Below are 24,679 nucleotides of genomic sequence, written 5' to 3'. Positions count from 1 at the left end.
GCGCCTGTCCAGCCGGAGCGGCCGCTGTGGCTGCGTCTCTGCTTCATCTTCGCCGGCCTGTGCTTTTTCATCACGCAGGGCCTCGGCATGAACCTCGTCATGGCCAATATCTATCAGCTGCAGGGAGAGTTTTCCGCTACAGTGGCAGAGGTTGCCTGGCTCTCCGCCGCTTATATGGCGCCCTATGCGACCTTTTCCATCGCGCTGTTCAAGGTCAGGGCGCAATATGGCCTGCGGCCCTTTGCGGAACTGTCGATTGTCGCCTTTGTGATCGCCAACTGCCTCAACCTTTTCGTCACGGATTTGCATTCGGCAATCGTCATCCGCTTCATCAGCGGCATGGCCGCTGCACCGATTTCCTCGCTCGGCTTCCTTTATATTCTGGAGGCTTTTCCGCCCGCCCGGAAATTCTCGCTCGGTTTCAGCATCGCGCTGACGGGCACACTGTTGTCGGCGCCGATCGCGCGCATGGTGTCGCCATCGCTGCTGGCCATCGACGGCTGGAATGCCCTTTATTCGATGGAAGTTGGTTTTGCGCTGATATCGCTTGCGATGATCTATGTCCTCAAGGTCACGCCGCCGCCGCGCGCGAAAGTTATCGAGCGCATGGATATTCTGAGCTATCTGCTGTTCGCCGGCGGTCTCGGTTGCCTTGCGGTGATGCTGACGCTCGGCCGGTTTTATTGGTGGTTCGAAACGTGGTGGCTTGGCGCATTGCTTGCGACCTCGATTGCGCTTTTGACGCTGATGGCTTTCATCGAACTCCCACGCAAGAACCCGCTGCTCGACCTGCGCTGGATATTCTCTCGAACCAACCTGCATGCCATTGCAGTTCTGCTGGTCTACAGGGGAATATCGTCGGAACAGTCGTCAACAGCTGTCAGCTTTTACCAGCAGCTCGGCCTTCTCAATGACCAGACAATTACGCTCTACGCGCTGGTGCTGCTGGCCACTGTCTTGGGCGGTGCGGCCTGCGCCTGGCTGATGTTGACGAAATATGTCGATACGGCGCACGTCATCGCGCTGACGTTGATCGCGGCAGGCTCCTTCATGGACAGCCAGTCGAGCAATCTGACCCGCCCGGAGCAGATGTATCTCAGCCAGATGATGATTGCGTTCGGCGCCGCCATGTTCCTGCCGCCCGTCATGGCCAAGGGATTTGGCGCGGCCCTCGCCAGGGGCGCACCCTATCTGGTGAACTTCATCACCATCTTTCTGTTCACGCAAATCACCGGCTCGATGCTGATGACGGGTCTGCTTGGCAGCTTCGTGACGCTGCGGGAGAAATTCCACTCCAACGTCCTGGTGGAGAATATTCTTCTGACCAACCCACTCGTTGCCCAGCGTGTCTCGCAGCTGTCTGGGGCTTACAGCCACGTGATCACCGATCCCGCCCTGCTGAGGGCGGAAGGTCTGGCGCTGCTTGGTCAACAGGTCAGCAGGGAAGCCTATGTGCTTGCCTACAACGACACATTCCTGCTGATATCGGTTGTCTCGGCGCTGGCGCTTGCCTTCCTTTTAATCCATCTTGCCTGGCGACGCATCTGGCCTCTTCTTTCTGGAAATGCCGATGCCGCACCAGCGGCCCAGTCTTGAACATCCAAGAGTGACATCATGCTGAAGAAGTTTTTTACCCCCGTTTCCATCCTTGTGTTGCTCGGCGGCATCGCCGGCGTGGCGCTTGTGCTCTATGCCTGGCGGCTGCCGCCGTTCCTCTCCACCGTCGAAATGACCGACAACGCCTTCGTGCGTGGTTATGTCACCACCATGAGCCCGCAGGTCAGCGGTTATGTCGTGGATGTGCCGGTCAAGGATTATCAGGAAGTCAAGCAGGGCGCACTGCTCGCCAAGATCGATGACCGCATCTACCGCCAGAAGCAGGCGCAGGCGGAAGCAACGCTCGATACGCACAAGGCGGCGCTCGATAATTCCCGTCAGCAGGAAAATGCCGCCAACGCCAATATCCGCTCCAGTGAAGCGGCCGTCGACAGTGCCGAGGCGTCGCTGAAACAGGCGCAGCTTGCTTCCGACCGGCAGGACAACTTGATCAAGAGCGGTGTCGGAACCTCCAGCCTCCAGGAAGAGGCTCATGCCGCGCTGGAAAAGGCGAGGGCCTCGCTATCGCAGGCAAAGGCGGCGCTGGAAGTGTCCCGGCAGGACCTGCAGACGATCATCGTCAACCGTAGCTCGCTGCAGGCCGCTGTCGCGAACGCCGAAGCTGCGGTCGAACTCGCGCGCATCGATCTTGCCAATACGGAAATCCACGCGCCCGTGGACGGCAGGCTGGGCGAAGTCGGAGTCCGCACCGGCCAATATGTCACCGCCGGAACGCAGCTCGTGGCCGTCGTGCCGCATGATGTCTGGGTCATCGCCAATTTCAAGGAAACCCAGCTCGCCGGCATGCAGGTCGGCCAGCCGGTGACGATCTCCGTCGATGCGCTGCATCGCCGTAAGCTGACCGGTCACGTCGAGCGCTTCTCCCCCGCAACGGGTTCGGAATTCGCCGTCATCAAGCCTGACAATGCGACCGGCAATTTCGTCAAGATCGCCCAGCGCCTCGGTGTCCGCATCGCCATAGACGCGGATCAGCCGCTGGCCGCGGAGCTATCGCCGGGCATGTCCGTCGTGGTGCATGTGGACAAGGCCAAGGCGCCTGATGGGGCGGAGACGGCGGCGAGGTAATCTCGCTCCGGAGTGCCTCTCCGCATACTCTCCACGACCCAACAAACAAAAAAACCCCGGATGTCGCCATCCGGGGTTTTCTTTTGACCGTTAGGCCAGATCTTACTCGTCGTCGCCGTCGTTGTCGGCTTCCGGGTCGAAGAAGTCTTCCGGACGCAGCGCGTCTTCGTCAACGCCGTAGATGGCGTCAGCGGAGGTGAGGCTTTCGCCCTTGGCCTGACGCTCAGCTTCTTCAGCCGAACGGGCAACGTTCAGCTCGACCTGCAGTTCGACTTCGGCGTGCAGGTGAAGGGTAACGTTGTGCAGACCGATGGTCTTGATCGGCGTGTTCAGCTCGACCTGGTTGCGGCCGATGTTGAAGCCTTCGGCAGCCAGGATTTCAACGACGTCGCGGGCAGCAACGGAACCGTACAGCTGACCGGTTTCGCCAGCCGAACGGACAACGATGAAGGACTTGCCTTCGAGGGCTTCGGCAACCTTCTGGGCTTCCGACTTGCGCTCAAGGTTACGAGCTTCTAGCGTTGCGCGCTCGGTTTCGAAGCGGGTCTTGTTGGCAGCGTTGGCGCGCAGCGCCTTGCCCTGCGGCAGCAGGAAGTTACGGGCATAGCCGTCGCGAACCTTGACGGTTTCGCCCATCTGGCCGAGCTTGTTGATGCGTTCGAGAAGAATAACGTCCATCTTCTTGATCCTTTCTAGTTGTTGGTTTCGTTCGTAGTGTCTGTTTTCCGTGCCGGCGTCAGGGAGATCGTGCTGCGCACGTCGCTGAGGCCGAACACGAGAATGATGAACAGCGGAAAGACAAAGACCGCCGAGAGATAAGCGAGGATGAGAACTGGCAGGCGCCAGTCCTTTCCGCGCGCTTTTTTATGCAGCGAGGCGTAACCCGCCATCAGGAAGCCCGCGCCGAAGGTGCCGCAGACGACTGCGCCGACCATGGCCGCGACACCGCCGAAAAACATTGCAAGAATGCCTGCGAGGAAAATGAAGATCGCGTTGCGATGCATGCGCAATGCGGCCGGGATATCCTCGCGCGGGCGCAGACCCTTGCCGAAGGCGCCGACCAGCCGGGTCGCGAAATAATAGGCCGCAAACAGAAGGATGACCCAGAGACCGCCCTGAACGATCGGCAGCGTCAGCACCAGCAGCGATTTCGTCTGGGCGAGCGCCTCGGCATTGGGTTCGAACAGGGGTTCGCGGTTCTGCACCGAAGTCATCATGATATCGACCATGCGGGCGACGAGATCAGGCCCGTAGCCGATCATCCAGCCGAGAATGACAACGGCGACCGAAACCAGAATGCACAGGTGCAGCACGATGCCGGACAGGGGATACCAGGCGAGCAGGTCATCCGGTCCGCCAAGTTCGGAGGCCGGGCGCGCCAGATTGGCAAGATGCGAAAGCCAGCCCGCCGGGATCAGCGTAAAGATCGCGATCGTCAGGGCAAAAAGCGGCGACATCACCAGCGCGCCGATAATGGCGGCGGTGACGATGGCAACGATAGCTGCGCGATTGCCCCAGCCCATGCCCGCGACAAGGATCGGCATGGCGGAACCGGCATAAAGCAGGAAGGAAAAAGACGACTGTGCGGTGGCGCCAAGCGTCAGAAACGCGGCGCATATGCCGGCGAGAACGCCTGCTATCAGCACTGTCTGGTTGAACTTTTGCACTTCGCTGTCCTGCTGAAACTTAAGCAGTTAGAGGATCGCTCCTGAGAGCCTCATCCCCAACATGGGTTTTATGGTATCGATCCGCGCCCAACGCGGAAGGATCTGGAAAAGCGAGGCCGCGCCGAACGCAGCCTCGCTTCAATTCATTACGCTACGACGTAGGGAAGCAGGCCGAGGAAACGGGCGCGCTTGATCGCCTGGGCGAGTTCGCGCTGCTTCTTCTGGGAAACGGCCGTGATGCGGGAAGGAACGATCTTGCCGCGCTCGGAAATGTAGCGCTGCAGGAGACGTACGTCCTTGTAATCGATCTTCGGAGCGTTTGCGCCGGAGAAGGGGCACGTCTTGCGACGGCGGTGGAACGGGCGGCGTGCCTGGGAAGAGGATGCGTCAGCCATTGGTCAATTCTCCTTATGCACGGTCTTCGCGCGGACGGCGCGGACGGTCTTCGCGGGGACCGCGATCTTCACGCGGGCCACGGTCCGGACGGTCGCCATCGCGGCGCGGACGGTCGTCACGATCGCGCTTCTGCATCATCGCGGACGGGCCTTCTTCGTGGGCTTCGACGGCGATGGTCATGTAGCGAAGAACGTCTTCGTTGATGCGCATCTGGCGCTCGACTTCATGGATGGCGGCCGCCGGAGCGTCGATGTCCATGAGAGCGTAGTGAGCCTTGCGGTTCTTCTTGATGCGGTAGGTGAGGGACTTCAGACCCCAGTTCTCGATGCGTCCGACTTTGCCGCCGAACGATTCGATAACGCCCTTGTACTGCTCGACAAGTGCGTCGACCTGCTGGGCAGAAATATCCTGCCGGGCAAGGAAGATGTGTTCGTAAAGAGCCATTTAAGCTTTGCCTTTCTTGCGTTTCGTCCTTCACCCGGCAACGGCGCTAAGCCTCAACGACTGCTCCTGAAAAGGCGTAAGCCTTAAAGCAAGAAAAGCGTTGTTCGAGACGGTCGAGAGCGGAGACACGGGAGGCCGGAAAAACCTTATGGTTCCTGCTGTTCCGTCACCGGAACCAGCCCTCCGTTCAGCCACCAGCCAATTGGACCGGGTGTTGTGAACAGCGCGCTTATACGGATTTTTGCCTGGAATGCAAGGGCGGAGGCGAATAAGCGCGCCGTTTCATCGTCAGATCGGCATCGGATACTGCCGGTGGATCGCTGCGATGGCCTTTAGCACCTCATCCGAAAGCGTCAAATCCGCAGCCGCAATATCGGTCTTCAGCTGCTCCATCGTGGTGGCGCCGATGATGACGGAGGCCATGAAAGGGCGCGTCAGGCAGAAGGCGATGGCGAGTTTTGCCGGATCGATGCCATGCTGGGCGGCAAGCTCCAGATAGGCCTTGACCGGGGCTTCCTGATGCGGCTGTAAGCGGCCGCCGAGGTCCTGGTTGATGGTGCCGCGTGAGCCGGCGGGGCGGGCGCCATTCTGGTATTTGCCGGTCAGCAGCCCTGCCGCCAGCGGCGAATAGGCGAGCAGCCCGACATTTTCGTGGTGGGCGACTTCAGCCATGTCGAGATCGAAGCTGCGATAGAGCAGGTTATACTCGTTCTGGATGGTGGCGACGCGCGGCAGGCCCCTGGCGTCTGCGATGTCGATATATTTCTGCGTCCCCCACGCGCTTTCGTTGGAAAGGCCGATGGCGCGGATTTTACCGGCCTTTACCAGTTCGCCGAGCGTTTCGAGTTTCTCGGTGACTTCGGCGATCGTGCGCTTGGTATCCTGACCGGACGCGTCAAAGCTCCATGCGCCACGGAAATGATAGGTGCCGCGATTCGGCCAGTGGATTTGGTAGAGGTCGATATAGTCGGTCTTCAGACGCTGGAGGCTGGTGTCGACAGCCTCGCGGATCGCGGCGGCATCGATATCGCGACCGCCACGAATGTAATCGCGTCCTGAGCCGGCAACCTTGGTGGCGAGCACGACCTGATCGCGCTTGCCGCTCTTTTCAAACCATGTCCCGATATACTTTTCGGTCCGACCCTGCGTTTCGGCGGAAACGGGCGTGGTGGGGTATAGCTCTGCCGTATCGAAGAAGTTGACGCCGTTTTCGATGGCGTAATCCATCTGCGCATGCGCTTCGGCTTCGGTGTTCTGCGTGCCCCACGTCATGGTGCCGAGGCAGATTTCAGACACGGAAATACCCGTGCGGCCCAATAGTCTCTGTTTCATGGAAATGTCCCGGTGGTGGCCAGATAGTTTGGAAGGTGGGGTGAAAGTAATGGGGATTTGCCGCAGTGCAAGAAAAAATATGATGAAAAGAAAGGGGAAAACAGCACGACAAAACCCCTGACACCAGGCCGGCAGACGGCCTCAAGCCTTGACTTCGCTGGCGGGAATGTGAATGGAAGTCGACAAGAATAAAGGCAAGGCCAGACAAGAAGGACGACATCCCATGGGTATTGCATTCACATTTCCCGGTCAGGGCAGCCAGGCTGTTGGCATGGGCAAGGAGCTTGCGGATAGCTATCCGGAAGCACGCGCCGTGTTTCAGGAAGTCGACGACGCGCTCGACCAGAAGCTTTCCGACATCATGTGGAACGGCCCGGAAGAGACCCTGACGCTGACGGCCAACGCCCAGCCGGCGCTCATGGCCGTCTCCATGGCGGTCATGCGCGTTCTTGAGGCGCGCGGCCTGAAGATCTCCGATACGGTTTCTTATGTCGCGGGCCACTCCCTCGGCGAATATTCGGCGCTCTGCGCCGCCGGCACCTTCTCGGTCGCCGATACCGCCCGTCTTCTTCGCATCCGCGGCAATGCCATGCAGGCCGCCGTTCCGGTGGGTGAGGGCGCAATGGCTGCGATTATCGGGCTTGAGCACGATGCGGTTTCCGCCATTTGCGACGAGGCCGGCATTCTCGGCGTGTGCCAGATCGCCAACGACAATGGCGGCGGCCAGCTGGTTATTTCCGGCAGCAAGGCCGCCGTCGAAAAGGCAGCGGCAATCGCATCCGAGAAGGGCGCCAAGCGCGCCATCATGCTGCCGGTTTCCGCGCCCTTCCACTCGGCGCTGATGGCGCCGGCGGCAGACGCGATGCGCGAGGCGCTGGCGAAAGTTGAAAAGCACAATCCTGTCGTGCCTGTCATCGCTAATGTGCGCGCAGCCCCGGTTTCCGACGCCAACGAGATCGCCGGCCTGCTGGTCGAGCAGGTAACGGGCCAGGTGCGCTGGCGCGAGACGGTGGAATGGTTCGCTGCCAATAACGTCACACAGCTTTATGAGATCGGTTCCGGCAAGGTGCTGACGGGCCTTGCCCGCCGCATCGACAAGACGGTGACTGGCGTCGCCGTCAACGGTGCTGCGGATATCGACCAACTTCTCGCCACGCTTATCAGCTGAGGCGGAACTCCTCCGCGGCAATACTTCTCGGGGCGCAACAACGCTCACCAATTTCAGTCCGAAGCTCTAAAGAAGGAATAGGACATGTTAGATCTCACAGGCCGCAAGGCTCTCGTAACCGGCGCGACCGGCGGCATCGGCGAAGAAATCGCCCGCCTTTTGCACAAACAGGGCGCAACCGTCGGCCTGCACGGCACGCGCGTTGAAAAGCTCGAGGCGCTGGCGGCTGAACTTGGCGATCGCGTCAAGATTTTCCCGGCCAACCTTGCCGATCGCGCTGAAGTCAAGGCGCTCGGCGAAAAGGCCGAAGCCGAGCTGGAAGGCGTCGACATCCTCGTCAACAATGCCGGCATCACCAAGGATGGCCTTTTCGTGCGTATGAGCGACGAGGACTGGGACAATGTCATCGAAGTGAACCTGACGGCGATGTTCCGCCTGACGCGCGAACTGACGCATCCGATGATGCGCCGCCGTTTCGGCCGCATCATCAACATTACTTCCATCGTCGGTGTTACCGGCAATCCCGGCCAGGCTAACTATTGCGCCTCCAAGGCCGGCATGATCGGTTTTTCCAAGTCGCTGGCGCAGGAAATCGCCACCCGCAACGTCACCGTCAACTGCGTGGCGCCGGGCTTCATCGAAAGCGCGATGACCGGCAAGCTGAACGACAAGCAGAAAGACGCGATCATGGGCGCCATTCCCATGAAGCGTATGGGCACCGGCGCCGAAGTTGCATCGGCCGTCCTTTACCTTGCTTCCAACGAGGCGGGCTACATGACCGGCCAGACACTGCACGTCAACGGCGGCATGGCGATGATCTGACGCCCTTGCGGCCGTCATAAATGGATTGCGGCGCTCTTTAAGCACCTTCTATGGTGGCTTGCGCCGCAAGGCCCCGCTGCTGGTTTTCGGGGAAATTGCCTGTCATACGCTGTGCTTAGCGCGTTTTCAGGCTTTTCGACCGATTGAAACCATGTTAAGCGGGCCAAGACTGTGAACAGTCGTCCCGGAGAGACAGGAAGCCGTTGCGGTTTTGCGTGACGATGTCTAGCTTGGACCGGGTTGAACGGGTTTGCCAGCGGTGCCGGATTTGAACGGCGCACGAGGGCTTCTAACAGGGCAGGGTGCCGAGAGGCATTCCCTTCAAAATAAAGGTCGAGGAAACCGACATGAGCGATATCGCAGAACGCGTAAAGAAAATTGTAATTGATCATCTTGGCGTTGACGCCGACAAGGTTGTTGAAGGCGCCAGCTTCATTGACGATCTGGGCGCTGATTCGCTCGACACCGTTGAACTGGTCATGGCTTTCGAAGAAGAATTCGGCGTTGAGATCCCCGACGACGCAGCTGACTCGATCCTGACTGTCGGCGACGCCGTCAAGTTCATCGAAAAGGCCCAGGCCTGATCGACCTTCATCGGGAAGGTGAACTATCTTCCCGTCTTGGCCCGGCATGTCCGGGCCAATGCTTTATGTGCGGGCGAAACACGCCGTTGCGGCGTTGATTTCAGACGCGTGAACCGGCGGGCTTTGATGCCTGCGTTTTCTACGGTTGTTCCGGGGTCTGCGGCCATGGCCTGGCCGGATCGCTGCGACGACCGATGATTTGGATAAGGGCGGAGCATTGGCGATGAGGCGTGTCGTTATCACCGGTACCGGCATGGTATCTCCTCTTGGATGTGGGACGGAAGTGACCTGGGAGCGGCTTCTTGCCGGCCAGAATGGCGCCCGTCTCGTGACTGAATTCGAAGTTGAAGACCTTCCTGCAAAGATTGCCTGCCGCATTCCGGTGGGCGATGGTTCCAACGGCACCTTCAATGCCGATGACTGGATGGAGCCGAAGGAACAGCGCAAGATCGATCCCTTCATCCTCTACGGCATGGCTGCCGCCGACATGGCGCTTGCCGATGCGGACTGGCATCCTGAAACCGACGAGGACCAGATAGCGACCGGCGTTCTGATCGGCTCCGGCATCGGTGGTCTGGAAGGCATTGTCGAGGCGGGCTATACGCTTCGCGACAAGGGCCCACGCCGCATTTCACCCTTTTTCATTCCCGGCCGTCTGATCAATCTTGTATCCGGCCAGGTTTCCATCCGCCACAAGCTGCGCGGACCGAACCACGCTGTCGTGACGGCCTGCTCGACCGGCGCACATGCCATTGGCGACGCTGCCCGGCTGATCGCGCTTGGCGATGCCGACGTCATGGTCGCCGGCGGCGCCGAATCGCCGGTTTGCCGTATCGCGCTTGCCGGTTTTGCCGCCTGCAAGGCACTTTCCACCCAGCATAACGACAATCCGGAAAAGGCCTCGCGCCCCTATGACCGCGACCGCGATGGTTTCGTCATGGGTGAGGGTGCTGGCATCGTCGTTCTGGAGGAGCTGGAGCACGCCAAGGCGCGCGGCGCGAAGATTTATGCGGAAGTGGTCGGTTACGGCCTTTCCGGTGACGCCTATCACATCACGGCGCCATCCGAAGACGGCGAAGGCGCCTATCGCTGCATGTCGATGGCGCTGAAGCGGGCGGGCCTGACGCCTGATGATATCGACTACATCAACGCCCACGGCACCTCGACCATGGCTGATACGATCGAGCTTGGTGCGGTCGAGCGCCTTGTCGGCGAATCGGCATCGAAGATCTCCATGTCGTCCACCAAGTCGGCCACCGGCCATCTGCTCGGCGCCGCCGGTGCAATCGAGGCGATCTTCGCAACGCTTGCAATTCGCGACAACGTCGTTCCGCCGACGCTCAACCTCGACAATCCCGATGTTGAGACCAAGATCGACCTGGTGCCGCACAAGGCGCGCAAGCGACAGGTCAACGTGGCGCTCTCGAACTCCTTCGGCTTTGGCGGCACCAACGCCTCCCTCGTGCTGCGCCGTTACGAAGGCTGATTATCGCGGCGGCTGCGCCGCCGCTTTCGCGCCCTCCCACCGGGTGCTGACAGGACCGTTCCTTCCGTTGGAGGAACCTTTTGCGGCCTGTAAAAGCCGTTCCGGTTTTCGGGCCGATATTGTAGTCGTTTACAGGAGGCGGATGGCGGTTATCTCCAACTGCATGCTGCCTCCTCAACAGGCTTTGTCCGAAACGATGATCGCGAAGCCGAGCGATTGGCTTCACGATTTCTACATGTGGTGCAGGAAGACATTCCGAACCTGTTTTTGCCGCATTACCTGCGCAAAAAGCGCTGACAACGCCGAACTGAAAAGGACCGACGGTGAGCGACACGAACCAGAACAGCCAGGGACCATACGGACAGAACGGTTCGGCCGAAGGCAATCGCGGCCCGATCATCCCGAAATCCCCGACGGAAGCCTTGCGGCCGGAAAAAGTGCCCGCGCCGCCCAAGCGCTCGCGCAAGGCCCACGGCCAGCTTGTGATCTTCCTGAACTTCCTGATGACGCTTGCCGTCGCCGTCTGTGTGCTGGCTGTCGTGGCCTTCTATTACATGATCAATGCGTTTCAGGAGCCTGGTCCGCTCGAGACCAACACCCATTTCACCGTGCGCAATGGCGCGGGCCTCATCGAGATCGCCAACAATCTGGAGCGTAACGACATCATCTCCAACGCGCGCGTTTTCCGTCTGATGGCCGGCAGCTATCTGCAGAAGGACCAGACGCTGAAAACCGGCGAATATGAGATCAAGGCCGGCGCATCGATGAAGGATATTCTCCTCCTTCTCGAATCCGGCAAATCGATCCTTTATTCCGTGTCGCTGCCCGAGGGATTGACGGTCAAGCAGATGTTTGCCCGCCTTGCCGCGGACGAGGTTCTGGATGGTGAACTTCCTGCCACCTTGCCGCCGGAAGGCAGCCTGCGCCCGGATACCTACCGCTTCACCCGCGGCACCAAGCGCGAGGAAATCATCAATCAGATGAGTGCTGCGCAGGACAAGCTGATCGACATGATCTGGGAACGGCGCGATCCCGATCTGCCGATCAAGACCGTTGAGGAATTTGTGACGCTTGCCTCGATCGTCGAAAAGGAAACCGGCAAGGATGACGAGCGCGCCCATGTCGCGTCCGTCTTCTACAACCGGCTGAAGAAGGGCATGCGCCTGCAATCGGATCCGACCATCATCTACGGCCTGTTCGGTGGTGACGGCAAGCCGGCCGACCGCCCGATCTATCAGTCGGATTTGCAGAAGCAGACGCCGTTTAACACCTATGTCATCAAGGGCCTGCCGCCGTCTCCGATCGCCAATCCGGGCCGGGCAGCGCTTGAGGCGGTCGCCAATCCATGGCGCACCGACGATCTCTATTTCGTTGCCGATGGCACGGGCGGTCACGTGTTTGCCAAGACGCTTGAAGAGCACAACGCCAATGTGCGCCGCTGGCGCAAGATCGAGGCTGAGAAAGCCGCGTCCGGCGCCAGTCCCGATGTTGTCGTTGATGGCCAGCCAGGCGGCGCCGAAGCGGAGAAACCCGCAAACAACTGATAATCATCACCCGGGCCTTGTCACCAACAGGGCCCGGTTTCGTATGGCATGACGGGGGTTAGCAGATATGACATTGCAATCGATGACCGGCTTTGCACGCAGCGAGGGGACGTCTGGCCGTCACCGTTGGGCGTGGGAATTGCGCTCGGTGAATGGCAAGGGACTGGATGTGCGCCTGCGCCTGCCGACCGGTCTTGAAGCATTGGAAACAGCCTTGCGTGAAATCGCAAGCGAGCATCTTTCGCGCGGCAATATTCAGGCAGGGCTGACGCTCGCGATTGCCGAGAACCGGCTGGAGGCCGTGATCAACCGGGACGCGCTCGCCGCCGTTCTGGCGCTCAAGCAGGAGCTTGGCGGTGTCGTTGACGACAAGCCGATGAGTTTCGATACGTTGCTGACGATAAGAGGCCTGGTCGATTTCCGCGAGGCGGAAGACGATGCGGACGCGCAGGCAGCGCGCAATGTGGATGTAGTCAACGGCTTTGCCCTGGCCGTCGAAAAGCTGAAGGAGATGCGGGAGCGGGAAGGCACTTCGCTGTTCTCAATCCTGTCCGGCCATATCGACCGCATCGAGCAGCTTGCGGACATCATCGAACACGATCCTTCCCGTCAGCCCGAGCAGATCGCAGCACGGCTTGCACAGCAGATCGCGCTGATCGGCGACGGCATGCATGGCCTCGACCGTGACCGCCTCCATGCCGAGGCAGCGCTGATCGCCACGAAGGCCGACCTGCGCGAAGAGATCGACCGGCTGCGCTCCCACGTGCAGGCTTCCCGCGAGCTGCTGGAGATCGGCGGCCCCGTCGGCCGCAAGCTCGATTTTCTTGCACAGGAATTTAACCGTGAGTCGAATACAATCTGTTCCAAATCGAACGCCAGTGCGGTAACCGCAGCAGGCATAGAACTGAAAGTGGTTATCGACCAGTTCCGCGAGCAGGTCCAAAATCTGGAGTAAACCCATGGCCCCGGCGAATATTTCTCCCGTTACGATTGCCCGCAGGGGGCTGATGCTGGTGATCTCTTCGCCGTCGGGCGCGGGCAAATCCACGATTGCGCGCAACCTGCTCGAAAAGGACAAAAACATCAGCCTTTCCGTCAGTGTCACGACGCGCGCGCGCCGGCAGAGTGAAATCGAAGGCATCCACTACCATTTCATCTCCAAGCGCGATTTCGAGCGTATGCGCGACAATGAGGAGTTGCTGGAGTGGGCCGAGGTTCACGGCAATTTTTACGGCACGCCGCGCGAGCCGGTGGAAGATGCCATGGCCGCCGGCCGCGACATGCTGTTCGATATCGACTGGCAGGGCGCCGAGCAGTTGCAGGACAAGATGAAGGCAGACGTCGTCTCGATCTTCATCCTGCCGCCGACCATGACCGAACTTCAGTCCCGCCTGCACCGCCGCGCCGAAGACACAGAAGACGTCATCAAGACCCGGCTTCTCAATTCCCGCGCGGAAATCGAGCATTGGCGCGACTATGACTACGTCATCCTCAACGACGATTTGCAGGCGGCTTTCGAGGCCGTCGAAGCCATCGTGAAAGCCGAACGCGTCCGCCGCGACCGCCGCCACGGCATGTTCGATTTCGTGAGAGCATTGCTTGAGGAAGAGCCGAAGCTCTGAGAGAAGAATGAGGTTAGACTCTTGGGTTTATCGTCCCCGTGAAGACGATAATCATGACCGAAATCCTTGAACGATAGACAAAATGGGGCTACGTATATCCCATTGGGATATACGAGGGTCGAGGCATGGCCACGTCTACTATATTTACAAGTAATCGCAGTCAGGCCGTCAGGCTGCCGAAGAACGTCGCTTTTCCAGACGACGTTCATAAGGTGGAAATCCTGAAAGTCGGTCTGACACGTATCATCGTACCCTATGGCAAGCGTTGGGACGACCTTTTTCTGACTGGTCCGCGTGTCACCGAGGATTTTCTGCCCAGTCGTGAAGAGCCGCCGTCAGAAGAGCGAGAAGCCTTCTGATGCTCCGATATATGTTGGACACGAACATCTGTATCTATGTGATGAAGACATACCCGCCTGATCTCCGGGACAAATTCAACAGTTTGGCGGACGAGTTATGTATTTCGAGCATCACGCTTGGCGAACTTTATTATGGTGCGGAGAAGTCGGCCCGGCGGCATGATAATCTGAACGCTGTCGAGAACTTTTGTGCTCGGCTTGAGGTCCTGCCTTTTGCCGAAAAAGCTGCCTCGCATTACGGTCAGATCAGGGCAGAGCTTGCCAGAGCGGGCACCCCCTGTGGCGCTCACGATATGCAGATTGGCGGTCATGCCCGTAGCGAAGGCTTGATTGTTGTGACCAACAACATGCGCGAGTTCGTGCGCATGCCCGGTTTACGGGTTGAAAACTGGGTCTAGTTCGAAGACCTGAATTACAGCGCATTCGCCAGCGTCACGAATTCCTCCACCGACAGCGTTTCCGCCCGGCGTGTGGGATCAATTCCGGCCTTCTCCAGCAGAGCCTCGCCACCGAGGCTCTTGACGCTCTGGCGCAGCATTTTGCGGCGCTGGCCGAAGGCTGCCTCTGTCACCCTTTCAAGCTTGGCGACGTCGCAGGGCAGGGGCTTTTCTTTCGGTAACAGATGCACAACGGTCGACGTGACCTTGGGTGGGGGACTGAAGGCCTGCGGCGAGACGTCGAAGGCCATTTCGGCGACGGTGCGCCAGCCGGAGAGGACGCCAAGGCGGCCATAGTGATTGTCGCCTTCTTTAGCGACGATGCGCTGGCCCACTTCCTTCTGGAACATCAACGTCATGGATAGCCAGAAGGGTGGCCAATGCTTCGGCAGCAACCAGTTGACCAGCAACTGCGTGCCGACATTATAGGGCAGGTTTGCGATGATGCGCACTGGCTCGCCCGCGGGGACAAGGCTCTCGAAATCTGTCTTCAGTGCATCACCCTCGATGACCTCGAGACGCCCGGGATAATGGGCTTCGATTTCGGCGAGGGCAGGCAGACAGCGGCTATCGCGCTCAATGGCAATCACCTTCTTTGCACCGAGTGAGAGAATGGCGCGCGTCAGACCGCCAGGGCCGGGACCGACCTCGATGACTGTCACACCGTCGAGTGGCCCGGCAGTGCGGGCGATCTTCTGGGTGAGGTTGAGATCGAACAGGAAGTTCTGACCGAGTGACTTCTTCGCGTCGAGGCCATGGCGCTGAATGACATCGCGCAGCGGCGGCAGTCCGTCGATGGCCGCCATTATGCGCCGACCCGGCTGCGGGAAGCGATTTCTCCGGCCATCTTCAGTGCCGCAACGAGGCTCGCCTCGCTCGCAATCCCCTGTCCGGCAATGCCGAAGGCAGTGCCATGGTCCGGCGAGGTGCGAATGAACGGCAGGCCGAGCGTGACATTGACCGAATCGTCAAAGCCGAGCGCCTTGGCGGGGATGAGCGCCTGATCGTGATACATGCAGACCGCCACGTCATAACGCTTGCGGGCGGCGTCGTGGAACATGGTGTCGGCGGGCAGGGGGCCGAAGGCGTCGATGCCGTCCTTTCGCAGCCTGATGGTCGCGGGGTGGACGATATCGCGGTCCTCGGTGCCGAGGGCGCCATCTTCGCCCGCATGCGGATTAAGACCGGCGACGGCCAGACGTGGCGCGGCGATCCCGAATTTTTCGCGAAGGTCGGTATCGATAATGCGGCAGGTGGTTAGGATCAGTTCCTCCGTCAGCGCTGTCGGCACATCCTTGAGTGGGATATGGATTGTGACAGGCACGACGCGAACCTTGGGCCCCGCGATCATCATGACCGGCGTCACCGCTTTCCCCGTCTGGCGCAGGGCCAGATCGGCCAGAAACTCCGTATGGCCGGGAAATCCGAAGCCTGCCTCGTAAAGCACGGATTTCGCAATCGGATTGGTGACGACGGCGGCTGTCCTGCCTTCAATGGTCAGCGAGACGGCGGTTTCGATGGCCTTGATCGTCGCATGGGCTGCGCCGACATGCGGCTGCCCTGCCTGTACCTCGAAGCCCACCGGAAGGGGAAGAACAGGGAAGGCGCGCTCAAACACCTCGACGGCATTGTCCGCATCGCAGGTCTCGATATTGATCTCGATGCCGATGAGCGCCGCGCGGCTTGCCACCACATCGGGATCACCGATGAAGACGAAGGGGGGCACGCCGTTCTGCTGCCGTCTTGCCCAGGCGGTAATGGCGATATCGGGACCGATACCGGCTGGATCGCCCTGTGTCAGGGCAAGCGGCAGGGATGCATGTGTCACGGAAAGACCCGGCTTTCGTATCAATATCAGGTATTGACGATCTGCGCCTTCTTGCGCAGCTCATCCATATATTTCTTTTCGTTCGGGTTTTCGCCGTCCTTGGCCTTCATCAGGTCTTCGGCCTTGAAGACCATTTCAGCCGCATAATCGTCGGAGACCTGACGCTGCTTGCAGATAGCGAGATATTCGACGCCTTTTTCGGTCACGCGCGTGCCGGTGGTGCCGCCTTCCTTGGCCTTCTCGACCAGCGCCTTCCATTCTTCCGGAAGTTCCGGAGCAAGGATGCGGCCCAGGTCCTTGATGGCGACATCGCGCATCGTTGCGGCAAAGCTTATCGCCTGGTCACAACCGGGATAGCGCTTACGCGATGCTTCAGCTTCGGCCTTACGTTTGCCGGTAATGGCGTTGCGTTTGGCTTCCGGGATGACAAAGATAACCTGCTGCAGGAAGTATTCCGTCGTGACGGGCTTTTCGCCGCGTTCCTTCAGGCGGGTCACCAGATCCTGGTTCGACATCTTGCCGCGTGCGCCATATCGGGCATTCACGAGGCGCGGCCAGCTCATCTGAACGGCGATGAAAGACTTGAAGTGGTCGGCGCCCACACCGGCCTTCGCCAGGATCTGGGTCAGCTGGTCCGGCTTCATCTTGTTGTTGGCGGCAAATCGCGCGAAGGCGGCATCGACATCCTGCGTGCTGACAGACATTTTGACGCGGGCGATTTCTTCGCGCTTCAGCGCTTCGTCAACGAGTTGATCGCGCGCTTTTTCGTTGAGATTGCCGGACTGGCGCTGCAACTTCAGGAAGGCGACGCGCCTTGCAATGTCATCATTGGTGATGGGGGTCTTGTTGACGACGATCTTGACGGTGCTGTCGGCGAAGGCCTGGCCGGCAGAGGGCACAATGGCCATGGGAACGGCGAAAATCGCAAAGGCAAACGCAGCGCCACGCAAAGCCGACTTTCCGAAATTCATCATCTGTTTCTCCCTTTTGTCGGAGAGGGTCCTTGCCCTCTTCCGCCAGTCTGTTCCGTCCGAAGCGGGAGCCGCAGCATCCCGGCATTTCAGAGTTGCACCTGTGCACCCGCACCGCGAATTCGCGACGTATATATCACCGCGATCCGCACCACGGCAATGTCTTGGTTCGTTGAAAGAAAAACCTTGAAGGTTTCAAATTTGGCGGACAATGGCCTGCTGTTGCGGCGAAACCGTGACTTTACTGGTAAAATGAAAACGGCGGGTCACGATACTGCCTGACCCGCCGTCAATTTCAGTAATTGTTCGGCTTCCAGCCAATATCCATCTCATTCCAGTCCTCGTTGGCCGAGCCGACACTGATGTCGCCCAGCGTGCGGAAGGCCAGACGGGCATTGATCGACCAGTCATTGGCGGCCTGTCGGCTGGAATTGATGTTGCCTTCGTCTGAATAGCTGACGGTCAGGATCGTGCACTCATCCTGATAGGCAATGCCGATCCGGCGCTCAGCGGCAAATTTGCCGTTGATATCATAGTTGATGGCGCCGAACAGAGACCAGTTGTCGTCCATCCGCAGGGAGCCGGATGCCTGAATGATATCGCGGTCTTCGTTATAGCCGTATTTTGGCTGTGCCTTGACCTGCGTATAGCTCAGCCTGCCGTTGATACGGCGATCCGAATAGCTGATGCCCGTTTCCGACCGGTTGATTTCGAAGTTGTCCTTGTCGAGCCGCAGGCTTGAGGACAGCGACAGCCCGATCGGTGCGTCGAAAGCGGCCATGGCGACGTAATCCGAACGATCGGATTCGAGGCCGGAATCGGCGCCGACATTCAACAGATCGTAGGAAGCGAAGGAATTTTCGCCCGCCAGATGGAAGGATTGGCCGGCAATGGCGCGAACACCGTAACCATTGTTGAACGTGCCGTTGTAACGGAAGCCGAGATTGGCACGCGTGCCGCCTTCGATCCGGTCGAAACCGGAGAACTTGTCGCGTTCAAACAGGTTGGTAGCGTCAAACACGAAGGCCTGCGAATCTTCGTTCGGAAGACGGCCGGCATATTGTTCGTTCGGGCGCACGAAAATCTGCGCGATCGGCTCGATCACGTGGCTGCTGTTGAGCGCCGTGAACAGCCAGGGATAACGCACTTCGAGACCACCGGTGACCATGCCGCGCAACGCCGCATCATCATGGATCGTGCCTTCATAGGCGTAGGAGGTGCCACCAGAGGTAAAGCTTGCCGCCGTCATGTCAGTCCACAGCGCGTCGCCGCGCGCCGCAAAGATCGGCGTGATCTGCAGGCCGCTATCCATGGTGATGGTGCGCTTCCACTCTGCTTCAGTGGTCCAGCGCGTGTAGGAACCTTCAAGGCCGTTGAAGCGCGGGTAGCCGCCCATCGCGTAGGAATCCTGCGTCGACCGGCTGATGCTCGTGAAGTTGGTCGTCAGCGACAGTTCGCCGCCATAGACCGGATCCGGCAGGAAGTAACGATAATCGACGGCCGGGTGAACGATCGCCTGCTTGCGCTCCTTCAACTCGGAATTATCGGTGTCCTGAACGTTGAAATAGTAACCGCGTGCGTCGAAACTGTTACGCTCGCTGGTTCCACTCAGATAAATCTGGTTGGTCTGGACGTCGTTCTTGTAGCCCTTCAGGCTGTATGTCCGCGAGAAGTTGTTATCGGACTGGACCATCGCGTCCCAGCCGAAGGCCCAGCGCGGATTGATGCTGAAGTCGGCCTTGCTCGCAACCATGCCACGCTGATCGTTCAGCGCGTCGCTGGTGCCGGCGATGAAGGTTTCCGAAGACTGCTGGCTGATGCCGGCAATCGTCAGCGTGTGCATGCCGGTCTCAAAGCGCTGGCGCAGCTCGGCCTGCAGCAGCAGTCCCTGCTTGGTATAGTAGGTCGGCGTGATCGTCACGTCGGAGGTGTCGGAGAGAACCTGGAAATAGGGCACGCCGAAACCGAAGCCGAGCTTGTTCGTCATGCTCATCTGCGGAAACAGGAAACCGGACTTCCGCTTCACCGTGTTGTCCGGAACGGTCAGGAACGGCACATAGGCGATCGAATGGCCGAAGAGCTGCAGGCGGGCCTTTTCCAGCCGCACCGTGTGGGTCTTGCCATCCTGAATGACGCGTTCGGCCTTCACCTGCCACAGCGGCGCCTTTTCGGGGCGCTGCGCGCAGGGCAGACAGGCGGTGTAGACGCCATTGTTCAGCACCATGACATCGCCTTCGAGACGCTCGGCGCTCTCACCGGCAATGCGGGTGTTGTCCGTGGTCTCGACGCGCAACGCATTGACGAAGCCCTGACCGAAGTCGTCGGTCACGTCCATCTCGTCGGCATAGATCTTGTTGCCGCCCGGCTCGACCAGCTCGATGTTGCCATGGGCAATCACGCGGCCTGTCTGCTGGTTATACTCGACCTGCTGGGCAACCATGCGGTAGCCCGAATATTTCATCTGAACGACGCCCTTCGCGATGACGCGCTGGGAATCACGATTATAGGTCAGTTCATTTGCTGTAAGCAGGAGTTTCGAATCGTCTTGGCTTGCCGACGCGAGCAGTCCATCCTGGCCGAAAGCGACCGGGCTGGATGCCAAATACGCGCACACAGCGGCACCTGTCAGAAGGGCCGTCCAAAGCCGCCTGATATTCCCGCGGTCAATTACCGCCACTAGCCGTCCTCCTGATGAAGCAGAATAGTTGCCCCCAATGCCAACGCCACGACGACTGGAACCCAGACCGCGACGGTGGGAGGGACAACGCCACCACTCCCGAATGCCCTTACGAGCACGGTTACTACATAAAGCACGAAGCCGGAAACGATTCCACCCAGAATCACGGAGCGCGACTGGGCGAAGCGGCTGAACTTTAATGAAACGGTCGCGGCGATCAAGGTCATCGCAACCAGAAGCAGGGGCGTCGATAGCAGGAAATGATACTGCGTCTCAAGCGCCTTTGAAGATAGTCCAAAGGACTTTGCGACTTCGATCTTGTGAGAAAGATCAAAGAAAGCAACGGTTTCCGTCTGCGTCATGCGCTCCTGGACGAATTCCTGTCTCAGATTGGTACTGATCTGCATGCTGTCTTGCCGAACTGGCACATGTCCCGCGCGGGTTTCCGAAACGCCGTTAAGAAGCCAGTAACCATCTTCTAATTTAGCGGACTTCGCATCCTTCCGCGAGACGATGTTGCCGTCCTTGTCGAGGTCGATGAGAACCACGTCGAGAAGCAGCGTTCCGTTGTCCTCGAAGCTCTTGGCGCCGATGATCGTATCCTTGCCGCCGCTCGACTGACGCATCCAGGGAATGATCTGCTGTTGCCGCCCGCCGCCCTGCTCGTTGCGCAGCCCGGCTTCCATTGCCAGCGACTTGTTCTGGCCCCAGGCGGCGATCGGGTTGAGAACCAGCACCGAGAGAATGCCGATGAATATGGCGCCAAGCACGAAGGGCAGGATGAATTGCCAGGCGGAAATGCCAGCGGCGCGCGTCACCACCAGTTCGTAACGCCGGTTGAGCGAGATGAGCGTCGTCATGCCGACGAAAAGCGCAATGAAGGGTATCGTCTGCTGCAGGATCAAGGGCAGCCGAAGCGCAGTCAGGCCGAGGGCGGCGGGAACGGAGTACCCGGGCAGGCCGGACATGCGACGTGCGGTCTCGCTAAAATCGGCAAGGTAGATAATTGAGGACACGCCAATCACGAACCAGGTGGCGGTCACGAGATATCGTTTCAGGAAATACCTGGCGAGCGTATTGAAGATCATGCGTTGCCGCTCCCCGAATTGCGCGCCAGACGGCTGGAGAAGAGGCGGCGCAGACGACCCGTCACGTCGGTTACCACCTTCGGCATTTTCGGTTTGCGGCCGGTGATCAGCACGAAGGCAGCCGCAGCACCGCTAAGGCCGGGGACGGCATAAACCAATGGAATAAACGCCACGCTCTGCTTCACCTGATTGGTAACGTAAAACCCGAGCCAGCGCAGCACGAAGGCCGTCACCAGGGCCGCGACCATCGGATGCATGCGCGCCTCGCGGTGCGAGCGGGCATCGGCGGCGATGACGAGGGAAATCAGCGCGAAGGAAAAGGCGAACATCCAGTCCGACAGGCGTTTGTGCAATTCGCTTCGGAAGGTTTCCGGCGACCGCTTGTAGCTGGCATTATTCTCGTCTGGCGACAGCAGGAAGCCGAGGCTGGCATCGCCAGGGGACAGTGACGGCTCCGAATCCTGCTTTTCCGACATGGTGGACAGATCGAACGCATAGGACAGGAACTTGACGATCGATACCTTGCCGTCGGGCGTCTTTTGCTGCACTTCGCCGTCGCGCATTGTCAGCGACGTGCCGCTTTCATCGATCATGCCTTCCTTGGCATAATAGATGAGATCGAAATTCGGATCGCGGCGGTCAGCGACGAACAGGCCCTTGAGAATACGACCCTGCCGCTGCGCAATCTGCACGTAGAGGCCGTCCTGAATGGTCCGGAAGGTCTTCTCCTCGATCACCGAGGAAAGGAGGTCGGCATAAGCGGCTGCGACCATCTGGCGGGCCGAATTGCGGGCTGGCGGCTCGATGAAATTGGTGATGGTGAAGGACAGTGCGCTCAGTACGGCGGCGAGAATGAGAACGGGGCGATACATCACCGAGCGCGGCGCACCGGCCGCATCGATGATCGCCAGCTCGGAATCATTATTCATCGTCGTGAAGATCTGGGTAATGCCGATGACCAGCGCAAAAGGAAGCACCACGGGAATGAGCGTGGGCAGGATCATCGTCGCGAGCGCCATGAAGGAGCCCATCGACTGACCCGTATCGGTCACGAGATTGATTCTCTGGAGAACCTGGATGGTCCAGATGATGGCCAGCACCGGCAACAGCGCGACCAGAAACATCTGCGTTGTCCGCCGCAGGATATAGTTCTCGAGAAGCTTCATTCGGCCCTGTTCGACATTGTTTTTTCGCGCGATCGCTCGCCGAGTTTCCGCTTATCTAATCGCATCGTTTGCAATTGGCTATTCCGGCAGGCTCACAAATATGTCTTGCGCGATTATTTTTCCTTCGCCTGTGTCTTTTTGTGGAACAAGCTGTCGGTTTCATGACGTGAATTCCCATTCCACAAAAATGCCTTTCCTTTAACGACTGTGGGGCTTTAAAGAATGCAAGGGTTGCGCGCCCGGCCGAAAAGGCCATGATCGGCGCACCTTAAAAATTGACCAGGAAGAGCAGAAAACCATGTCCGCCAAATTCGATATTTCTTTCGCCAACGCCGCCTCACTGGAAAATGCATTGGCCATCGCGTTGCAGGCCTCGGGTGAGGGGCAGGCCGTTGCCGGTGCTTCGCAGGCTGACCCGGGCAGCGTGATCGAAAGGGCAGCGAAGATTGCCGGTTTTTCCGCAAAGGCCATGACGACGCTCGATATTATCGCGCCGCAGGGCTCGAGCGCCGACCGTCTGCTTGTCATCGGTCTTGGCAAACCGGCAAAGCTGGTTGCGCACGACTGGCTGCGCGCTGGCGGCACTGCGGCTGCCCATTTCAAGAAGGCGGAGAAGGTCGTCATCTATCTGGATGCGCCGGGCGTCGAGGTTGGCGGACAGGCGGCTGGCGATTTCGCGCTTGGCCTGATGCTGCGCGCCTATAGCTTCGATACCTACAAGACCAAGAAGAAGTCGGACGACGAGAAGGCACCGAAAAAGGTCGACGTCATCATCGTCACCGCCGCTCATAAGGAGGCCGAGAAGGCCTTCGCCGCGTCGGAAGCTGTCGCCGGAGGCGTTATTCTCGCGCGCGATCTCGTCAATCTGCCGCCGAACGTTCTCGGACCTGTCGAATTTGCCGAGAAGGCTGAAGAGCTGCGCAAGCTTGGAGTCGAGGTTGAAGTCCTCGGGGAAAAGGAACTGAAAAAGCTTGGCATGAACGCGCTTCTTGGCGTGGCGCAGGGGTCTGCCCGTCCGCCGCGGCTGGCAGTGATGCAGTGGAACGGCGGCTCCAAGAAGGATGAGCCCATCGCCTTCGTCGGCAAGGGCGTCGTTTTCGACACCGGTGGGATTTCGCTGAAGCCCGGCCTCAATATGGAAGATATGAAGGGCGACATGGGTGGTGCTGCGGCCGTTACCGGACTGATGCACACGCTGGCTGCCCGCAAGGCCAAGGCAAACGTGATCGGCGTCATCGGCCTGGTCGAGAACATGCCCGACGGCAACGCCCAGCGCCCCGGCGATATCGTCGCCTCCATGTCCGGCCAGACCATCGAGATCATCAATACGGATGCGGAGGGTCGGCTGGTTCTGGCAGACGCGCTCTGGTACACCAAGGAGCGTTTCAACCCGAAATTCATGATCAATCTCGCGACGCTCACGGGCGCCATCACCGTGGCGCTCGGCAACCTGCAGGCCGGCCTGTTCTCCAATGATGACGAATTGGCCAGCCGGCTCGCGCAGGCAGGCGAGGTAACGGCGGAAAAACTGTGGCGCATGCCGCTCCACAAGGATTACGACAAGATCATCGATTCCAAATTCGCCGACATGAAGAACAGCTCGGGCCGCCTGGCGGGCTCCGTCACGGCCGCGCAGTTCCTCAAGCGCTTCGTGGGCGACACGCCATGGGCGCACCTCGACATCGCCGGCACGGCCATGGGCTCACCGCTGACCGAGATCAACCAGTCGTGGGGCTCGGGTTACGGTGTACGTCTTTTGAACGAACTCGTTCGCGCCCATTACGAAGATTGAAACGAGCGGAGCGGCACGCCGACGCATGACGGAAATTCTGTTCTATCACCTGACGGAATCGAAGCTGGAGGACGCGCTGCCGCCTTTGCTCGAGAAATCGCTGGAGCGCGGCTGGAAGGTCGCGGTCCAGACTGTGGATGAGGAGCGGCGGGATTTTCTAGACACGCATCTGTGGACCTTTCGGGACGACAGCTTCCTGCCGCACGCCACCGATACGGCCCCCGGACCGGAGAGCCAGCCGATTCTCCTGACGGCATCAGACGAAAACGCCAATGCAGCGGGCGTCCGCTTTCTCGTCGATGGTGCGGAGCCGCCTGCGGTGGAGGCCTATGAGCGCGTCGTCTTCATGTTTGACGGCTACGACGCCTACCAGCTGGAAATGGCGCGAAATCACTGGAAGAGGCTGAAAGCGGATGGACACGCATTGACCTACTGGCAGCAGTCGCCGGAAGGTCGCTGGCAGAAAAAAGCGTGATCGAATGGCAGGTTGCGGAATTGTAGTTATTGGTTTTATACGCAAATAGACCGGCAACAATTCGCACGTGGCGCCGACCGGCGGTTTTTGCATTATGCCCCGCTGGGAAACCCGCAAGCAGACGGTCATTTCGGATGCG

At 59.5% G+C, this 24,679-nt stretch carries 24 protein-coding genes; 13 read left to right on the top strand and 11 right to left on the bottom strand.

What is annotated here, in order from left to right:
- A partial coding sequence (locus ACUTJJ_RS13200; RefSeq protein ID WP_445542451.1) for an MFS transporter occupies positions 1-1,596 on the top strand: 1,596 nt, incomplete at its 5' end.
- A gap of 18 nt (positions 1,597-1,614) precedes the next feature.
- Entirely contained in the window at positions 1,615-2,682 is a 1,068-nt protein-coding gene (locus ACUTJJ_RS13195; protein WP_063951068.1) for an HlyD family secretion protein, read from the top strand.
- 102 nt (positions 2,683-2,784) lie between these two features.
- Here the strand turns inward: ACUTJJ_RS13195 and rplI are convergent, their stop codons facing one another.
- From rplI to ACUTJJ_RS13170, 5 genes are all read right to left on the bottom strand, one after another.
- The gene (gene rplI / locus ACUTJJ_RS13190) at positions 2,785-3,360 is read right to left on the bottom strand and encodes a 50S ribosomal protein L9 (RefSeq protein WP_063951069.1); all 576 of its coding nucleotides are present in this window, start codon (positions 3,358-3,360) and stop codon (positions 2,785-2,787) included.
- A gap of 14 nt (positions 3,361-3,374) precedes the next feature.
- Positions 3,375-4,349 carry a DUF2232 domain-containing protein gene (locus ACUTJJ_RS13185; RefSeq protein WP_445542450.1) on the bottom strand — a complete coding sequence of 325 codons (975 nt, stop codon included), beginning with the start codon at positions 4,347-4,349 and terminating at the stop codon, positions 3,375-3,377.
- A gap of 146 nt (positions 4,350-4,495) precedes the next feature.
- Positions 4,496-4,744 carry a 30S ribosomal protein S18 gene (gene rpsR, locus ACUTJJ_RS13180; RefSeq protein WP_003502063.1) on the bottom strand — a complete coding sequence of 83 codons (249 nt, stop codon included), beginning with the start codon at positions 4,742-4,744 and terminating at the stop codon, positions 4,496-4,498.
- A 13-nt stretch (positions 4,745-4,757) separates the two neighbouring features.
- Entirely contained in the window at positions 4,758-5,189 is a 432-nt protein-coding gene (gene rpsF / locus ACUTJJ_RS13175; RefSeq protein WP_004441041.1) for a 30S ribosomal protein S6, read from the bottom strand.
- A 288-nt stretch (positions 5,190-5,477) separates the two neighbouring features.
- Entirely contained in the window at positions 5,478-6,521 is a 1,044-nt protein-coding gene (locus ACUTJJ_RS13170; protein WP_445542449.1) for an aldo/keto reductase, read from the bottom strand.
- 223 nt (positions 6,522-6,744) lie between these two features.
- Here ACUTJJ_RS13170 and fabD point away from each other — a divergent pair, with 223 nt between their 5' ends.
- The 9 genes from fabD to vapC all read left to right on the top strand — a co-directional run bounded on the left by fabD (position 6,745) and on the right by vapC (position 14,504).
- Entirely contained in the window at positions 6,745-7,689 is a 945-nt protein-coding gene (fabD, locus tag ACUTJJ_RS13165) for an ACP S-malonyltransferase (protein WP_445542448.1), read from the top strand.
- An 84-nt stretch (positions 7,690-7,773) separates the two neighbouring features.
- The gene (gene fabG, locus ACUTJJ_RS13160) at positions 7,774-8,511 is read left to right on the top strand and encodes a 3-oxoacyl-[acyl-carrier-protein] reductase (RefSeq protein WP_063951072.1); all 738 of its coding nucleotides are present in this window, start codon (positions 7,774-7,776) and stop codon (positions 8,509-8,511) included.
- A gap of 347 nt (positions 8,512-8,858) precedes the next feature.
- Complete coding sequence (locus ACUTJJ_RS13155; protein ID WP_003502080.1) at positions 8,859-9,095, top strand: acyl carrier protein; 237 nt, start codon at positions 8,859-8,861, stop codon at positions 9,093-9,095.
- Between the two features lie 223 nt (positions 9,096-9,318).
- Positions 9,319-10,581, top strand: a complete 1,263-nt coding sequence (fabF, locus tag ACUTJJ_RS13150; RefSeq protein ID WP_296071093.1) for a beta-ketoacyl-ACP synthase II — start codon at positions 9,319-9,321, stop codon at positions 10,579-10,581.
- Positions 10,582-10,904: 323 nt separating this feature from the next.
- Positions 10,905-12,125: an endolytic transglycosylase MltG gene (gene mltG, locus ACUTJJ_RS13145; RefSeq protein ID WP_063951074.1), complete on the top strand. Its 1,221-nt coding sequence runs from the start codon at positions 10,905-10,907 to the stop codon at positions 12,123-12,125.
- A 67-nt stretch (positions 12,126-12,192) separates the two neighbouring features.
- A complete protein-coding gene (locus ACUTJJ_RS13140) occupies positions 12,193-13,080 on the top strand; it encodes a YicC/YloC family endoribonuclease (protein WP_445542447.1) in 888 nt (295 codons plus the stop codon).
- A gap of 4 nt (positions 13,081-13,084) precedes the next feature.
- A complete protein-coding gene (gene gmk / locus ACUTJJ_RS13135; protein ID WP_445542446.1) occupies positions 13,085-13,747 on the top strand; it encodes a guanylate kinase in 663 nt (220 codons plus the stop codon).
- Positions 13,748-13,872: 125 nt separating this feature from the next.
- Complete coding sequence (gene vapB, locus ACUTJJ_RS13130; RefSeq protein WP_209088950.1) at positions 13,873-14,106, top strand: type II toxin-antitoxin system VapB family antitoxin; 234 nt, start codon at positions 13,873-13,875, stop codon at positions 14,104-14,106.
- Entirely contained in the window at positions 14,106-14,504 is a 399-nt protein-coding gene (gene vapC / locus ACUTJJ_RS13125) for a type II toxin-antitoxin system tRNA(fMet)-specific endonuclease VapC (protein ID WP_209088947.1), read from the top strand. The genes vapB and vapC overlap by 1 nt, the downstream gene beginning before the upstream one ends.
- A gap of 14 nt (positions 14,505-14,518) precedes the next feature.
- On the opposite strand, the gene rsmA is transcribed toward vapC, so the two are convergent.
- The 6 genes from rsmA to ACUTJJ_RS13095 all read right to left on the bottom strand — a co-directional run bounded on the left by rsmA (position 14,519) and on the right by ACUTJJ_RS13095 (position 22,273).
- A complete protein-coding gene (gene rsmA / locus ACUTJJ_RS13120; RefSeq protein ID WP_445542445.1) occupies positions 14,519-15,349 on the bottom strand; it encodes a 16S rRNA (adenine(1518)-N(6)/adenine(1519)-N(6))-dimethyltransferase RsmA in 831 nt (276 codons plus the stop codon).
- Positions 15,349-16,371, bottom strand: a complete 1,023-nt coding sequence (gene pdxA, locus ACUTJJ_RS13115) for a 4-hydroxythreonine-4-phosphate dehydrogenase PdxA (protein WP_445542444.1) — start codon at positions 16,369-16,371, stop codon at positions 15,349-15,351. Before pdxA ends, rsmA begins: the two co-directional genes overlap by 1 nt.
- Before the next feature lie 26 nt (positions 16,372-16,397).
- The gene (locus ACUTJJ_RS13110; RefSeq protein WP_063951080.1) at positions 16,398-17,345 is read right to left on the bottom strand and encodes a SurA N-terminal domain-containing protein; all 948 of its coding nucleotides are present in this window, start codon (positions 17,343-17,345) and stop codon (positions 16,398-16,400) included.
- A gap of 292 nt (positions 17,346-17,637) precedes the next feature.
- Positions 17,638-20,019, bottom strand: a complete 2,382-nt coding sequence (locus ACUTJJ_RS13105) for an LPS-assembly protein LptD (protein ID WP_063951081.1) — start codon at positions 20,017-20,019, stop codon at positions 17,638-17,640.
- Complete coding sequence (gene lptG, locus ACUTJJ_RS13100; RefSeq protein WP_445542443.1) at positions 20,019-21,107, bottom strand: LPS export ABC transporter permease LptG; 1,089 nt, start codon at positions 21,105-21,107, stop codon at positions 20,019-20,021. The genes ACUTJJ_RS13105 and lptG overlap by 1 nt, the downstream gene beginning before the upstream one ends.
- Positions 21,104-22,273 carry an LptF/LptG family permease gene (locus tag ACUTJJ_RS13095; protein ID WP_063951083.1) on the bottom strand — a complete coding sequence of 390 codons (1,170 nt, stop codon included), beginning with the start codon at positions 22,271-22,273 and terminating at the stop codon, positions 21,104-21,106. The genes lptG and ACUTJJ_RS13095 overlap by 4 nt, the downstream gene beginning before the upstream one ends.
- Positions 22,274-22,571: 298 nt before the next feature.
- Here ACUTJJ_RS13095 and ACUTJJ_RS13090 point away from each other — a divergent pair, with 298 nt between their 5' ends.
- Both ACUTJJ_RS13090 and ACUTJJ_RS13085 read left to right on the top strand, forming a co-directional pair.
- Entirely contained in the window at positions 22,572-24,065 is a 1,494-nt protein-coding gene (locus ACUTJJ_RS13090) for a leucyl aminopeptidase (RefSeq protein ID WP_445542442.1), read from the top strand.
- Between the two features lie 25 nt (positions 24,066-24,090).
- Positions 24,091-24,540 (top strand): DNA polymerase III subunit chi, encoded by a 450-nt coding sequence (locus tag ACUTJJ_RS13085; protein ID WP_445542441.1) that lies wholly within the window; start codon positions 24,091-24,093, stop codon positions 24,538-24,540.
- Positions 24,541-24,679: the final 139 nt, after the last annotated feature.

The organism is Agrobacterium sp. DKPNP3 (genome assembly GCF_052686535.1).
Note: the sequence above shows the minus strand (reverse complement) of the source record. Positions and strands in the feature narration are given on the sequence as shown.